Source organism: Syntrophorhabdaceae bacterium (assembly GCA_035541755.1).
Lineage (GTDB): Bacteria > Desulfobacterota > Syntrophorhabdia > Syntrophorhabdales > Syntrophorhabdaceae > PNOF01.
Genome location: DATKMQ010000130.1, coordinates 1 through 14,141, shown reverse-complemented (window position 1 = coordinate 14,141; position 14,141 = coordinate 1). Strand labels below are relative to the sequence as shown.

The 14,141-nt window shown below is 48.7% G+C and carries 13 protein-coding genes; 6 read left to right on the top strand and 7 right to left on the bottom strand.

Features of this window, described 5'->3' with window-relative positions:
* Positions 1-9 precede the first annotated feature (9 nt).
* From VMT62_13165 to VMT62_13155, 3 genes are all read right to left on the bottom strand, one after another.
* Positions 10-858 (bottom strand): SDR family oxidoreductase, encoded by an 849-nt coding sequence (locus VMT62_13165; protein HVN97372.1) that lies wholly within the window; start codon positions 856-858, stop codon positions 10-12.
* Positions 859-912: 54 nt separating this feature from the next.
* Positions 913-2,361 carry an aldehyde dehydrogenase family protein gene (locus VMT62_13160; GenBank protein HVN97371.1) on the bottom strand — a complete coding sequence of 483 codons (1,449 nt, stop codon included), beginning with the start codon at positions 2,359-2,361 and terminating at the stop codon, positions 913-915.
* 68 nt (positions 2,362-2,429) lie between these two features.
* Positions 2,430-4,316 (bottom strand): FAD-dependent oxidoreductase, encoded by a 1,887-nt coding sequence (locus VMT62_13155; GenBank protein ID HVN97370.1) that lies wholly within the window; start codon positions 4,314-4,316, stop codon positions 2,430-2,432.
* A 483-nt stretch (positions 4,317-4,799) separates the two neighbouring features.
* On the opposite strand from VMT62_13155, the gene VMT62_13150 reads away from it, so the two are divergent.
* Entirely contained in the window at positions 4,800-6,275 is a 1,476-nt protein-coding gene (locus VMT62_13150; protein ID HVN97369.1) for a hypothetical protein, read from the top strand.
* Between the two features lie 221 nt (positions 6,276-6,496).
* A complete protein-coding gene (locus VMT62_13145; protein ID HVN97368.1) occupies positions 6,497-6,808 on the top strand; it encodes a hypothetical protein in 312 nt (103 codons plus the stop codon).
* A 60-nt stretch (positions 6,809-6,868) separates the two neighbouring features.
* On the opposite strand, the gene VMT62_13140 is transcribed toward VMT62_13145, so the two are convergent.
* Positions 6,869-7,432, bottom strand: coding sequence for a class I SAM-dependent methyltransferase (locus VMT62_13140; protein ID HVN97367.1), 564 nt, complete (start codon positions 7,430-7,432; stop codon positions 6,869-6,871).
* Positions 7,433-7,646: 214 nt separating this feature from the next.
* On the opposite strand from VMT62_13140, the gene VMT62_13135 reads away from it, so the two are divergent.
* The 4 genes from VMT62_13135 to VMT62_13120 all read left to right on the top strand — a co-directional run bounded on the left by VMT62_13135 (position 7,647) and on the right by VMT62_13120 (position 11,951).
* Positions 7,647-8,213, top strand: a complete 567-nt coding sequence (locus tag VMT62_13135) for a TetR/AcrR family transcriptional regulator (GenBank protein ID HVN97366.1) — start codon at positions 7,647-7,649, stop codon at positions 8,211-8,213.
* Between the two features lie 217 nt (positions 8,214-8,430).
* On the top strand, positions 8,431-9,315 hold the full coding sequence (locus tag VMT62_13130; protein HVN97365.1) for an NAD(P)-binding domain-containing protein: 885 nt from the start codon (positions 8,431-8,433) through the stop codon (positions 9,313-9,315).
* 363 nt (positions 9,316-9,678) lie between these two features.
* Entirely contained in the window at positions 9,679-10,233 is a 555-nt protein-coding gene (locus VMT62_13125; protein HVN97364.1) for a hypothetical protein, read from the top strand.
* Positions 10,234-10,550: 317 nt separating this feature from the next.
* A complete protein-coding gene (locus VMT62_13120; protein HVN97363.1) occupies positions 10,551-11,951 on the top strand; it encodes an MFS transporter in 1,401 nt (466 codons plus the stop codon).
* A gap of 8 nt (positions 11,952-11,959) precedes the next feature.
* On the opposite strand, the gene VMT62_13115 is transcribed toward VMT62_13120, so the two are convergent.
* From VMT62_13115 to VMT62_13105, 3 genes are all read right to left on the bottom strand, one after another.
* The gene (locus VMT62_13115; protein HVN97362.1) at positions 11,960-12,145 is read right to left on the bottom strand and encodes a hypothetical protein; all 186 of its coding nucleotides are present in this window, start codon (positions 12,143-12,145) and stop codon (positions 11,960-11,962) included.
* A 103-nt stretch (positions 12,146-12,248) separates the two neighbouring features.
* Positions 12,249-13,430: a CapA family protein gene (locus VMT62_13110; GenBank protein HVN97361.1), complete on the bottom strand. Its 1,182-nt coding sequence runs from the start codon at positions 13,428-13,430 to the stop codon at positions 12,249-12,251.
* 341 nt (positions 13,431-13,771) lie between these two features.
* Positions 13,772-14,141 (bottom strand): nitroreductase family protein (locus tag VMT62_13105; GenBank protein ID HVN97360.1); only part of this gene is annotated, 370 nt, incomplete at its 5' end.

Sequence of the window (14,141 nt, the reverse complement as noted above, 5' to 3'; positions counted from 1 at the left end):
CCCCACTTCTCAGTCCATATGGGCGCCACCGCACACATTGAGGGATTGGCCCGTCATGTAGTCGGAGAGCGGCGATACCAGAAAACTAACCACATCGGCGATATCATCGACAGTTCCCATGCGTCCTATAGGAATTCCTTTGGACACCATTTCGTACTCTTTTAGCCTGAATTGCTCCGCTGTAATGCCTTCTCTCTTCGCACCTTCTTCGTGGAACCTGTCTCGAAGATTAGTAATGATCATGCCGGGACAGATAGCATTAACATTGATTTTGTGAGCGGCGACCTCAAGAGCGAGACTCTGGACGAGCCCGATCACCCCCCACTTGGAAGCTGAATATGCTGCATTGCCTTTGACGCCGAATCTTCCTGCGAGTGATGCGAAGTGGACGATCTTTCCGCCCTGACCCCGTTTTATCATGTCTTTGACGATAGGCTTTGAAATGAGAAAGGAACCCAGCAGGTTAATCTCAAACATGGCCTTCCATTCATTTTCGTCGCCGTTGACGATGTCCAAATTGGGTGTTCCGCGTATGGCGGCACAGTTCACCAGAATATCTATCTTTCCGAATTTGTCGATCGCTTTGGCGACGCCCTCGTTTACCTCTTTCGTGCCGCTGATGTCGAGCGTCAAAGCCAGAGCGTCTCTTCCCATGGCCTTTATCTCTTCCACTTCTTCATCGAGTCCTCTCCATTTTTCATCTCCAGAGAAGAGGCTTTTCGGCGCGGCGAATTTGTCCATCACCACTACATTGGCTCCATAGCCGGCCAGACGCAGCGCTATGGCGTGCCCCATTCCTCTCTTCGAGGACGCCCCTGTCACAAATGCAACTTTACCTGCGAGATCGATCTGAATCATTTCATACCTCCTTTATGGTTAGTCCCTTTGCCCGATCACCTTAACAATTACTTTTCAAGCGTGAGCAATACAGACCAGTTTGAGTTCAGTAAGTTCTTCCATTCCGCACAGAGACCCATCCTTACCCACACCGCTTTCCTTCACGTTTCCGCCCCAGGGGAATTCAGCAGCCATCATCCTTGGCATGTTTATAAAAACACTGTCAACGCGCAATTGATTCACGAACTTTAGGGCCTTCGCAACATTCTTAGTCCACACTCCGGCACAAAGACCGTACTCTGAATCATTTGCCAACTTTATGACTTCTTCTTCTGAGGAGAACTTTAGGATGGGGGCCGCCGGACCGAATATCTCTTCTCGCGCTATTGTCATGTTGTGGGTCACGTCCGCGACTACAGTCGGCATGAGAAAGTAACCTTTGTTGAGCGGCGGTGTCGTGGGTCTCTGCCCGCCACAGACAATACGGGCACCTTCCTTAATAGCGGACTGGATATAGTACTCCACTTTTTCGCGTTGTTGTTTATTTGTCATAGGTCCCATCGTGGTTTTCTCATCCTTGGGATCACCTACGACGATCTTCTTCACCTCACTTGCAAACCTCTCCACGAATTGGTCGTACACCTTCTCATGGACGTAGTAGCGTCCTGGAGTTGAACAGTTCTGGGCTGTATTGCCGAAATGCCTCTGGGCCTGAAGGGTAGCTGCAGTCTCTACGTCCGCATCTTCGCAGACGATGATCGGATTGTTCCCTCCCAGTTCCATGATGACCTTCTTGACCGTTTGGCTCGCGGCGCGCATGATGTCTTTCCCGGTATCGCTGCTTCCGGTGAACCGCACCAGGTCAACTCCGGGGTGCGTAGCCAGCGCTTCGCCGACAGTGCTGCCAGGCCCGGTGATCAGATTGACAGCACCGGGTGGGAGGCCTATCGTATCCAATATTTCGGCGAATTTGACAGCTATCAGAGAGTTTATACTCGCCGGCTTCAATATGCAGGTGTTGCCGACGGCCAGGGCGGGCGTGAGCATTGAGATCATCATCAGAAGCGGGACGTTCCAGGGTGTAATGAGGGCGGCCACCCCAATGGGGACCCGCTGGAGGTAAGCCAGGGTATTGGGGAGGATTGTTTTTGGAAGGACCTGACCCATCATCGCCCTGCTGATTGCTGCTTTGTACTCGATCTCGTCGGCCCCGGCAGCAAGGAAGCCTCTGGCAAGCTGGATCGGCGTACCATGTTCATTTACTTCAAGCGAGATAAGCTCATCCGCGTTTTTTCGTACCGCCTCGGCCAATCGGAAAAGGATTTTTGTTCGTTCGCTCTGCGGCATGTTCGACCAGACGGGGAAAGCCTGAACGGCTGCCTTTACCGCTTTGTCGACGTCAGCTTCGGCCCCGAGGGGAACCTGACCGAGTTCCTCTTCGGTGGTTGGATTAACGACGGCAAACGTTTTGCCGGATTCAGCGTCAACCCATTTCCCTCCTATCCACATCTTATGGCTCTTCATATCATCCTCCTTTATAGATATATTGCATCCTTGTTCTAATCCCTTGTTACCACGAGCCTATATCTTCGTTACAGCTCGATTACCGCGTTGAATCCATCCGTAACAGCATGTCCAAGATTCCCTCTCTCTCGCCTGCAATCGCCAACCGCGTGAACTTCCGGGGCAAGATGCTTGAACCTTTGCACCAGGTCCGACCTCGGCGTGACGCCAACGGAGAGGACAACGGTTTCACATTGTATCTCATACTTATACCCATCTCGATCGCTCACGAGGGCGCCCGCGTCTGTCACGGCTTCAAGCTTAGTTTCTGTCTTTATGGTTACGCGCTGATTATTCAACATGGCAATAAGGGTTGTCAAGTTCAAAGGGTGTACGTCAGGGGTAATCTGGGCCCTGGAAAGCGCATCTATGATGGTCACCTTTCTGCCTTTACGGGCGAGATAGAGCCCTGTTTCGCAGCCAACCAGGCCTGCGCCAACGACCAAAATCGTATCCCCGATCTCGACCCTACCCATGTCAACGTCAGCTACCCGGAGCACATTCTTTCTGTCAATACCCGGCACCGCAAGCGCAGTGGGTGAACCACCAACAGCAATAATAACAGTATCGGGACGCTCCGCCTCTATCGCTTCGGTGGTTGCCTCGGTCGAGAGCCTGACGTGGATGTTAGGCTCATTTAGCGTTGTTCGCCTCGCCCAGGCCAGATAGCCCCTCATGTCTTCCTTGAATGGCAGAGCTGAAGCCACAATCAGCGCCCCGCCCAGTTCTGAATCCTTCTCAAACAAGATGACCTCATGGCCGCGACGCGCTGCCGTCCTGGCCGCTTCCATGCCTGCCGGTCCCCCGCCTATAACGACTACCTTTTTCTTCGTTCGAGGCATATCTCGGTTCAGGAATTCCACCTCTCTGCCGGCTTCCGGATTGACCGTGCACCTGGTGGGGCGGGTATAATCGCGGGTAATCGAAAGACATCGGTTGCACCGGACGCAGGGTCTGACATCGTCCGTACGACCGGCGCGCGCCTTTTTCACGCAATCCGGGTCAGCTATGATCGACCGGATCATGGCAACCATGTCAGCTTTGTTCCGAGATATAATCCCCTCGGCCATATCCATATTGAGAGAGCCCACCGTGGCTACCGGAATTCCAAGCGCCCGCTTAAACCCAGTGGCACAGTCCACATTGATGCCGCGTGGAATGTAAGTGGGTTGAATCATTCGGGCGCAGGTCTCAGGCGCATAAAGGTTGCCAGCAGACACGTGAAGCAGATCAATCCTATCCTCAATCATCTTTGCGAACTCGGTGGTATCCTCGACAGTCGGCGACCCGGGGATTAACTCGTCAGCACTTATCCGATACTCGATAGACAGCTGATCGCCCACCTTTTCGCGGATAGCGTCCAGCACATCGAGAGCAAATGCTGCCCTTTTTTGCAAATTGCCTCCATAGCGGTCACTGCGCTTATTTGTCAACGGGGAGAAGAACTTCCCCAGGAGGTGACCATGACCGCCGTGAATCATAATCATTTCCATTCCCGCCAGTCTGCATCGTTCAGCTGCATCTGCGAATCGGCTGATGGTTGTTTTGATCTGATCAACGCTCATGTCGGTAGGTTTGAAGGAACCTTCGTAATTCAGTTCAATTGAGGCAATAGCACCATATCTCTGAATGGCCTCTACGAGTACGGCCAACCCGTTTATCGATCTGGCATCGGCCAGGCAGAGTGTATTAAGCCGCCCGCAGTTACGAGCATCCTCATAGTCAATGAGTGTTTCACCTATGGTGACAATACCGGCGCCACCTTTTGCCATTCGCCTATGCCATTCGATGAGCTCACGTGTGACAAAGTAATCTTCAGATGCCAGGAAAGGTATGGCGGGGGAGACCTCTATTCTGTTTTTTGTTGTGATTCTACCGATCTTCAATGGCGAGAAGATGTGTGCGTATCCCTCCATTTATCCCTTTCCCCACTTAATATTATCTGCCGCCATGAAGATGCTGTTCTTTCTCCGTCAGATAGTGGCACGATGCATTCCAAACATGCAATGATCTAACTCTATGAGATAAATCATAATTGGTCAGGCACTTTCCTGCGGTGCACTAGAAGCAAGAAAGATCAACATTATGATTCACAGTTCTTGGGTACGCTCACCTTAAAAAGAGCCCAGTCCATCGTCCAGACTACGGCGTACACCACACGCCTCCTCGGATCCCAATTTTGGGTCACAATGTCTTTTCTTGTCAATACCTAATAAAGTCAGGCTGATGCGTACGAAGGTTTCAGACTTATTCTGTTGCTGCCTCGCTCTGATCACACTTCGCCCGAATTGTACATCCAAGAACAAAGCAAGCCCGAACGACGTAGATTTGTGATATAAATTATGGAGCAAAGTCATTGCACAGATACCATCTTGTTATGAAAGGAAGGAGGCCCCGATATGGAGGACCGTATGAAGCTCGAAGTGAGGAATAGACGCGTTGATGAAGACCGCTTTTTCGAAATGAGGAAGAACGTTCTCGCTCTCTGGCCTACAGGGAAGGAGGTGGATCTTGATGATGGAGTGGCGTATCAATTAAACCTGCCTGAAAAGAAAAACTTCATGAAGATCACGCAAAAACTCCGCGACGAAGGACGGTCCGTCGTTTACCCTCGGGCCGGAACAGCCCTCATAGAGGACGAAATAAGTCTCTGCAGAAAACTTGAGGGATCAGGAGTTCCGTATATCCCGGTGACCACGGACAGTTACACTCGTCTGCTCCAGTTTAAGAAGATAGAGGATGCCCTGGAAGAAACCAGGAAGACGGGGAAGAGACTGCTTAACGGATATCCGCTTATTAACCACGGGGTCAAAAAAACGAGACAGGTGGTAGAGAGCGTCAACACAGGGGCCTTCGACCCGCGGGTGTCCTACAGGGCTCAACCCTTGGGCGCCGAGATCGCCTTCGCCGCCGGAATGACGGGCATGTCGACCGGTCCCTTCATCTCTTGGGGCGCCTACGAGAAGAATGCAACTTTGGAGGAAGTTATCGCGACCAGTATGTACGTACAGCGGCTTATGGGATATTATGCCCAAAAAGGCGCCGTCATTACCACAGACCTCCATGGCTGGATTGTTACCGGGGTTCAGCCCATGACGGTAAACCTGGCGACGATGATCGCGGAAGCCTTGATGGCGGCTGAACAGGGAGTCAAGAGTATTGTCCCGCTCGTACACTTCATGGGCAACATGGCCCAGGATCTCGCATGGCTGAGAATACAGCCCCGTCTCATGAGAGAGTACTTGGACAGGTTCGGGTACACTGACGTAATTATTCCGGGTAATTTTTGCTCGCAGACCCCTCTGTTCCCCATGCCTCAGAATATGGGAGGGGCTTTCGCCTTTCCGGGATACGCCGCATTTGTGGGTTCCCTCGGAAAAGCTGAATCGGTTAACGTGAGAACGATCGACGAAGCTCTGGGCATCCCTACCGAAGAGTCCCATGCGGTCACCTATGAGTTCGCTAACTGGGTCTTCAATGTTGTCAGGGGACAGGACATAGAATTCGAAATAGAGGGGATAGCCGAGGAAGAGAGAATCGCCGAGATGGAGATACGGTCCATATTGGAGAAACTCCTTGAGATGGGAGATGGCGACATTGCCGTCGGATGCCTGAGGGGCGCCGAGGCCGGCGTTATCGACTCTTCGTTTAGCCCCAACAAGCAGGTGAAAGATAAAGTTATCGGAATCAAAGACTGCAAAGGAGCAATCCGCTGGGTGGAGTTCGGAAACCTTCCATTCCCGGAAGAGGTCAAGAATTTCCATCGCGAGAAGGTGGCAGAACGAGAGAGAGCCGAAGGAGAAAAAGCGGCTTATGAAATGATTATCCGTGACTTCTGGGCCTTCAGTAAAGGAAAGTTGGTCGGAACCAAGTAATTCGTGTTAATATGGCGACACTGCAGCCAGTCGCGCAGGGCCTGCTCCTCGAAGAACCTGTCAAGAAAAATAGGGGGGGGTGTTTTGACCCGAATAGCAAGGTGTTTTGCTTTTTGATCATTTTTCCCATGCGAAAATCTCCTCACCATAACATCTATCCACAAGCGCCTGGCAGAAAGGTTTGTGCGGTAAGCATTCCATCCTCTGGGAAAGGGGCATTCATGCCTGCTGAAGCCAATCCGGATCTTTTTATAGGACTCAAGGAGATACTCAGCTACATGAGGCTAACGGAACCAGCCTTCAGAATCCTGTACAGCGACTACGGCTTGAAAGGGGACAGAAAGGTTGCCGGTCTCTGGATAGGCCAAAAGAAACAGCTCGATCAATATCTCCAGGCCCTCACCGTACAGAGGGCCAGATTGTGCCACCAGAGGAATTCGGCAGAGAAGAACATGATTTCTCACAGACCCAGACGTAACCAGGCACTTGCGCCTATGGGACTCTGTGCAGTCTACTTCGAGGTTATAATGTAATCACTTGGATATGGGCGGTTTCACTCAGCGATCGAGGGATAAGGACCCCTCTCGGTCTTTCTAAAGCTTTCGTGTTAAGAAGAACCTAAAATAGCCCCCATACCACTGCTTTCTTTCTAATATACTCAGACCGGTGCTAAGAATACCGGATTCAAATTCATCCCATTCAAACAGCTTATGAGGTTCCTCAATAAACATTATCCCTCCGGGGACAAGAATACGGACTGCTTCAGAAAGAGCTTTTCGCCAGCGTGGGATATGGTGCAAAATGGCAAATTCAAGAACCGCATCACAACTCACATCCGGCATATCGATAGCTGTTGCGTCACCGACTTGAAAAGCAACATTTAGTTGACGTCTTTTTGCAAGTTTGATTTGTTCCGGCATAATGTCGAACGCAACTATTCGTGACGGGTCAAATTCTTTGACAAGAAGACTTGTACTGTACCCGGAACCGCATCCCATATCAACAATTACTTTGCCGGTCAAACCGATACTATGATTCTGGAGCATTCTTGTCATGAGAGGAAATTCCTTATGTTTCATTCTCCATTCCCTGAGGGGGTTATTCATCGCAAAGAATTCGAACTTTCCCAGGCGAATGCTGTCGTCTTTTCCCATCATGCTGTCCTCCTTTGTTGAGTTTTTATATGTTTACACGTATCAAATATGAGTATTAGCTCATATTATAATACGTCAGTATATATGTCAAGAATAATGTGAGTATGCACTCATATTCTCTTGACAAAGATCCCTCATTCATTAGAATATTCGTAAGAGAGCTGTAATGGGACACGGTCAGCCAATACGCACGCCAATGCAAACTCGAAGTATCAGCATGAAGAAAAAAATACTTGACGCAGCTTTCAATCTTTTCTGTACAAACGGTTTTCATAGAACCACGACAAATGAGATAGCAAGGCAAGCAGGTGTTTCTATTGGAAGTCTTTATTCGTATTTTAAAGACAAGGAGATGATTTTATTAGAGATCCTGGATAGGTACCATGAGCAGTTCGTTCTTTTGCGAGAAAGATCAATGAGTATGCTTAACATTGGCAGCCTAGACGAGAAGAAATGGTTACGGGGCCTTATTCAAGGGATTATTGCGATCCACGAAAATTCGAAAGAATTCAATCGGGAATTAAGAGCGCTCTATTACTCGAATGCGGATGTTGCAAAAGTTATTAACGAGCAAAATAACGAAACAATAAAAGAAGTGAAGAAGTATCTTCGTCGCTGGAACAAGAAGCTGAAATCGAGCGAGGTAGATACCGTTGCAATTATCGCGCTTGATTTCATAGCAGCATTAGTTGATCGGATCGTATTTGGCGATAATTCGATTAAGAAAGAACGGATACTGAAAGCTGGAGTTGAGGGGTTATATAAGATATTATCCCTAAAATGACCAATGCATGATCGGTGTGGCGTGGGTGATTACCGATTTTCCGACCAGCAATAAGGCAACCAATTTTGACCGTAATCTTTATTTTGTCCAAATCCCTGCACATGCATGATTTCAAATCCTATATTTCCAATTGCCATTCTCTGTAGCGCCCTGTATGATAATAATCCAGGAATTGAACATTGTTGGATAAGAAGTCGTTAAAGGGGAAGAGGCGCGCATGAAACAAATTGGATTCATAGGCTTTGGTCACATGGCAGAGGCGCTCGTTCGCTCTCTCCTGACTCGTAAACCAATTCTTGCAAAGGACCTGGTTGTGTCAAACAGATCAAGAAGCAAATTGAGAAAGATAAAGGCTGATTTCCCAACACTGGCAGTTACGACCAGCAATATTCAGGTTGCTCGTAAGGCAGACATAATATTCATTTGCGTAAATACTCACGAAGTAATTCAGGTTATGAAGGAAATCCTATCAAGTCTGGATAATACGAAACATCTGGTAATAATTTCCGGAGGCCTGGAGATAATGTCCGTGGAGCATCTGTTCAACGGCAAAATATCAAAACTCATTCCAACATTAACGTGCGAGGTCTTTCAAGGCGCTTCACTGCTCTGCCACAATAGGCTCGTTTTGGAAAAGGACAAGAAATATATCGCCAATTTGCTGAAAACAATAGGGCGGATTGAACTGATCGAAGAAGATCAATTTGCTGTCTACACAGTGCTATCAAGTTGTGCCCCCGGCCTAATAGCGGCCATCTTTGAACAATTCATAAGATCCGCCGTGAAGCATGATAAAATTGATTACAGAACCTGCTTCGAAATTGTTCTCAGTTCTCTTTTGGGAACCTCGTTGTTGTTATCGAAAAAAGGTGAAGGTTTTAATAACCTGATTGGCAGGGTGGCCCGTAAGGGTGGAAATACTGAAATAGCGGTGAACATATTCGAAAATAAATTGCCTCGCGTATATGATGAACTATTCGGTAAGATAATAAAGAATGAAACAAGACGGAATGACTTTACCAGGAAACAATTCGGAATCCCCAGCAAATCGAAAATGGTAGGCGCACGGGGTTTTGAACCGAGTCTCATGGACATAACATAATGAGATCATTACAGTTGTAAAACTCACTCATACCGGACTCATACTATCGTTAAGCAACCGTACGGTTACATTACCCATCTGTAAATGGTTTGTTACCGAGGACATCGACCTTAGCTCTCATAGGTCGTCTGGGTTTCAACCCGCACCGATTATTGATTATTGGCCGTAGCCCACACCTTGGCATCCCTGCCTGAATGCTTGCCCGCAACGGTCGATTTCTTTTCTACTATAATGGAATTGCGTTTCTTAAGATATCCAAATCGAGACACGGTCATCTAAACGTCTAACCATCGCAAAAGTCGGTTATAATCCTCGGCGATGTAATCATCCAAGAACTGGCACACATCAAAAGGGGAATGTACAATGACACTTGACGAGAACGAGGTGAACAGATATCTGCGCACATTATTCGGGAGGTATGAAGACAGCTTACAGGAGGCATGGCCAGAAATACTCGAATCCAATCCCAAAGCCATGGATGAGGTCACAGCTATCGCGAAGAAGGTCAAACGTAGGGCCATAAATCGGTACTTAGAGCAAAAATATCGGGAGGAAAGCCTGCAGAAACCTCTCGGAAGCAATGAAGATGGCACCTTCACTTTGGAGTCTATTCTCCATAACCCCGCAGACGATGAGCCAGATGAAACAGACCGCGGAAAAGCAGACCTTTACAAAAGGATCGTCAATTTTCTTATCAGTGAGTGTTTGAGGCAAAGAATAGAAAATCATGAACTTAAGAGGAAGGAGATCGAGCTAAAAGCCAAAAGGCTTAGGCTCCGCGCCAAATCCTTGAAGTTTAGAAAAGAACGGTTCGAATCATGGAAACAGCTCATGGAAGAAAAAGGAAGGCAGAAAGAGCGCCAAATCGAGCTCAGGATTGAACTACTGAGACAGAAGATCAAATTTCAAGGAGAATAGATGCTGCTCACGGAAGAAATTATGACAAAAGCCCCTCAAATCCAGCCGTGTCCGACATGAACTGGTGACCATGGCTTTTCAACGATCCATTGAAACAGTTCCTGGATCATGGTATACCAGATTTTTCGGTAGGACCTTCGGAGCTTCGGGTTCTTTGACCGGACTGATCCTTTTCATTGAGGAGTTATCGATAATGCCTCCCTCGTCAAGCTCTAAGGGGTCCTTTCTTATGGAAAGACCAACTCCGAGATTGATACAATGAGTTGAGGGCAAGTCAGGGTCATTGCCGTTTTACTATTTCGAGAAGGGAGAAACGTGTGAATGCCGATGTGAATCAGGACAAGCCTCAAGAGGTAGGGACGGATATCCTTGGGTGGGTAAATGGTCTTCAGTTCGGCCGTTTTCATATAGTTCTGCTCCTGCTTATAAGTCTCGCAGTCCTCTCCGCCGGATACTCTACGCAGATCGTTGCATTTGTAATCCCCTCTTTGCTCAAAGAATGGGCGCTTTCGCCCATGCAGGCGGGAACCCTCGTATCCTGGGGCTTTGCCGGTTTCATGCTGGGATCCTTGTTTTTTGGCGCTGCCGCGGATAGGTTGGGAAGAAAGAAAATGCTTATTGGGACCTCAATCTTGTGCTCGGTTTCTACGGGTCTCAGTTATTATGTCTCCGGCTTCAATCTCTTCTGTCTCCTCCGATTTCTCACAGGCCTCGGCGTGGGCGGGATATTCCCTCTTGCGGTAACTATTGTTTCCGAGTTTGCCCCTCCACACTTGAGAGCAAGACTCCTCACCGTCGCCGCAGGGAGCTACACCTTCGGATGGGTTATCGCAGCTCTCGTCTCAATGGCCCTGATCCCCGTATTCGGCTGGAGGATTGTGCTGGCCGTTGGCGCCCTGCCTCTTGTCTTAGTGCCCTTTATAGGGTTTTATCTACCTGAGTCCATACACTTTCTCTTCGGAAAGACCCATCATTTTTCACGTTTCTTCATGAGAGGTTCCGCTGATTCGGCTCTTGGTATTTCACGGGAGATCTCCCGGATCCGTCGCGTGGCGGGAGTCCTGCCGCCAATTGGCCCTGTTCGAATCCCCGTTAGTTCATCGCCACCATCCACGGGCCGCCTGTCAAACCTTTTTCGGCCAGGTCTTGCCCAAATGACCGTTCTCTTGTCTCTTACCTATCTTTTCACCTCCATAACACTGTACGGCTTATCGTCCTGGCTACCTTCCCTCATGGTGAAAGCGGGTTTCTCTTTGACCAAGAGTTTTAGCTACAGTATGGCTCAAGGAATAGGCTCTTGTCTGGGAGGGGTATTACTTGGCTATCTCATTGACATCTTCGGTCGCAAGCAGGGACTTGTCCTGACCTATTTTTGTGGCGGAATCTCCGTACTCCTTTTCAGTATATTGAGGTCTGGTTCTTCGTTGTATGTAGCTGGGGTGGCTACCGGCGTCTTTGTCCTCGCTGCGCCCACGGTTCTCCTCGTTGTGTGCGGTGAAACATTCGCGACCAACATCCGTTCTACCGGGGTTGGGCTGGTTCAAGCCATGGGCAAGGCAGGATCCATCCTGGGACCTATCATTGGCGGGGGACTTCAAGTCGCAGGCTTCAGCCTTCGTCAATTCTTCGTGATCTTGGCTCTGCCCTGTTTTGTCTGTATGGTATTCGTTTTCTTCTACCGTACCAAGAAGAAAGGTGAAACGCTCGAGGCTATTTAGTTTAGACATCATCCCTTGCTGCTGACGGGACAGAGGGCGCCTTCATCTTCCGCTATTCCTGCTGCCAAACTGCCGTTATTGGGAACTTTCTTGTCGTTCTTGTACTCATCGTAAAACGTTGTGGCGACCTGCTCCCCAACAATTGTATTAGCCATAGCGCCGGTTTTCCTGGCACCGCAATCGTTGAATGCCATTTGTATTCTTCCATGTTGGAAGCGTGAGCCAAAATCAATATTCCAGTCAAAAAAAGATTAGCCGACTCCCCTCACCATTGTTCGCCATAGCCTGGCTGACATACTACGAAATTACGACATCATCTCCGTCCCACTTATAGCGGGCATTGAGGCTGGCACCACGGGTAATTTTTTCTATGTAATCAAGGATTTCCTGGCCCACCTCTGTATGACCATGGACATAGGGAGCGCCATCCTTCTCGACCTTCATGGGAATGAAACGATAGGATAGAACCTTTTTGTCCTCAATCACGAGCTTCGCCGTCATGCAATAAATGGAATCCGGGTGGAAGGGATAGGTGGGATATTCGGGATCCGGTACGAAACCGAAGCGTTCTACTCTCTTCCTTATGTGCTCTTCGTTGTGGCTGAACTCGCCATCTAAGATTCTGCCCTTAAAGAGCGGGGATAGCTGAGGGGCCCACATGATAAAATTGTTGAGACCGTGATAGATTGCCTTACCCTTATACATCTCAATTCCGCGCAGGATGTGGGAATGGGTACCAAGAACGGCATCTGCACCATTGTCGATGCAAATATGGGAAATCAGCCGCTCATAAGGAGCAACGGTGATGGGTTTATGCACGTATCCCTTGTGGAAATACACAAGTAAGATGTCACACAGCTGCCTTGCCGCGTATACTTCAGCAGCCATTTTGTCATATGATTCAATGTCAGCAAAGTTATAAGCCATGCAGTCCTCGTTAATCCTGATTGGCTCTTTCAACAGATAAACATCCTGTTCAAGTCTCGTATTTTTCTGATCAAGCTCGCTTACTGGGATATAGGCGCGAATAAAATTCACGTACGCGGTGCCACCCTTGTTTTCGTCTGCAAAAGAATACTTGGGGCCAACCGCGTTATAAGCGAGTACGCCAACCTTGACTCCGTGCTTTTCAATAAATGCGGGTTTGCTTGCTTCCGTAATGTTGGAACCGGCGCCGCAGCATGCGATACCATTATGCCGGCACCAATCAATGGAGTCTTTAACGCCACGCTCACCAAAATCGTAGAAATGGTTGGCCGGCATAGTCAGTAAATCTACCTTGCCAATCAATGGGGCAAGGACATCAGTTGTTCTGTTAGCTGTTGCAAACTCCGTAACTTCACTGACATAAGGTTCTTCAAGGTGCAGTATGCGGAAGTCCGCCTGATCCAATATTTCATTTACGCCTTCAAAATATTTGGCAGAGTCTTCGCCAACGCTGGTATCGCCGCCAAATAGAAGTGTAAGCTGTTTTTTCATGTTTTATATCCTCCTCAATTCCTATAGCCCATTTCCGGGGCTATTCGTTTTCAAAAAGGGGCGAAAGACGAGGGAGAGAAACGAGATAAAGAGACAAAGGAAACAAGATGTAATCCTCTATAACGTTGTCCCCCTTTTCCTATCTCCTGTAATAATGAAGGGATATATATCACGAATCGAAAAAGTTAACAATTTAGAAATCAATATGAGCTATTTGCTGATCTGACCTGCCCCTTTCCCGTTCAATCAATTTTCGGCCTGTAAACAGGCAAACCGATGCAGCCGGAACCGCATCTGGCCGATTTTGCATTATGAAGAACGTACGCTTCCCTCCAGACTTCTTACGTCTTTTTCGGGTACCCTACCGTTTGTGAGAGTGTGATCCTCTGATCGGGTCTTAACTTCATCGCTACTGCAAGGCGGGCCCTGTCGATCATCGCACGAACTACCGTTGCGAGGCCCTCGGCCGCGCAGAACAGGTAGACGTTCTCACTGATGAAGCCCGTATGGGCGCCAGAGTAGAACGCTTTCTCAACATCCGTACCGCTCAGTTTTGCATAGTCAGAAACATAGACAAGGTTCACAGGCGCGTCCTTCACGTACGCCTGGGTGCCCGTAAGTGCCCGGATATCCTCGGTCATGATCCGTGTGAGCACGTTCCCTTTTGGGTCGTACAGATAAAGGCCCTCCGCGGTCGTTACATAGATATCG

Coding starts and splice junctions, on each gene's coding strand:
- VMT62_13125 (HVN97364.1), top strand. CDS start 9,679: ATGACACTTGACGAGAACGAGGTGAACAGATATCTGCGCACATTATTC.
- VMT62_13140 (HVN97367.1), bottom strand. CDS start 7,432: ATGATGGGAAAAGACGACAGCATTCGCCTGGGAAAGTTCGAATTCTTT.
- VMT62_13165 (HVN97372.1), bottom strand. CDS start 858: ATGATTCAGATCGATCTCGCAGGTAAAGTTGCATTTGTGACAGGGGCG.
- VMT62_13160 (HVN97371.1), bottom strand. CDS start 2,361: ATGAAGAGCCATAAGATGTGGATAGGAGGGAAATGGGTTGACGCTGAA.
- VMT62_13155 (HVN97370.1), bottom strand. CDS start 4,316: ATGGAGGGATACGCACACATCTTCTCGCCATTGAAGATCGGTAGAATC.
- VMT62_13145 (HVN97368.1), top strand. CDS start 6,497: ATGCCTGCTGAAGCCAATCCGGATCTTTTTATAGGACTCAAGGAGATA.
- VMT62_13135 (HVN97366.1), top strand. CDS start 7,647: ATGAAGAAAAAAATACTTGACGCAGCTTTCAATCTTTTCTGTACAAAC.
- VMT62_13150 (HVN97369.1), top strand. CDS start 4,800: ATGGAGGACCGTATGAAGCTCGAAGTGAGGAATAGACGCGTTGATGAA.
- VMT62_13130 (HVN97365.1), top strand. CDS start 8,431: ATGAAACAAATTGGATTCATAGGCTTTGGTCACATGGCAGAGGCGCTC.
- VMT62_13110 (HVN97361.1), bottom strand. CDS start 13,430: ATGAAAAAACAGCTTACACTTCTATTTGGCGGCGATACCAGCGTTGGC.
- VMT62_13115 (HVN97362.1), bottom strand. CDS start 12,145: ATGGCATTCAACGATTGCGGTGCCAGGAAAACCGGCGCTATGGCTAAT.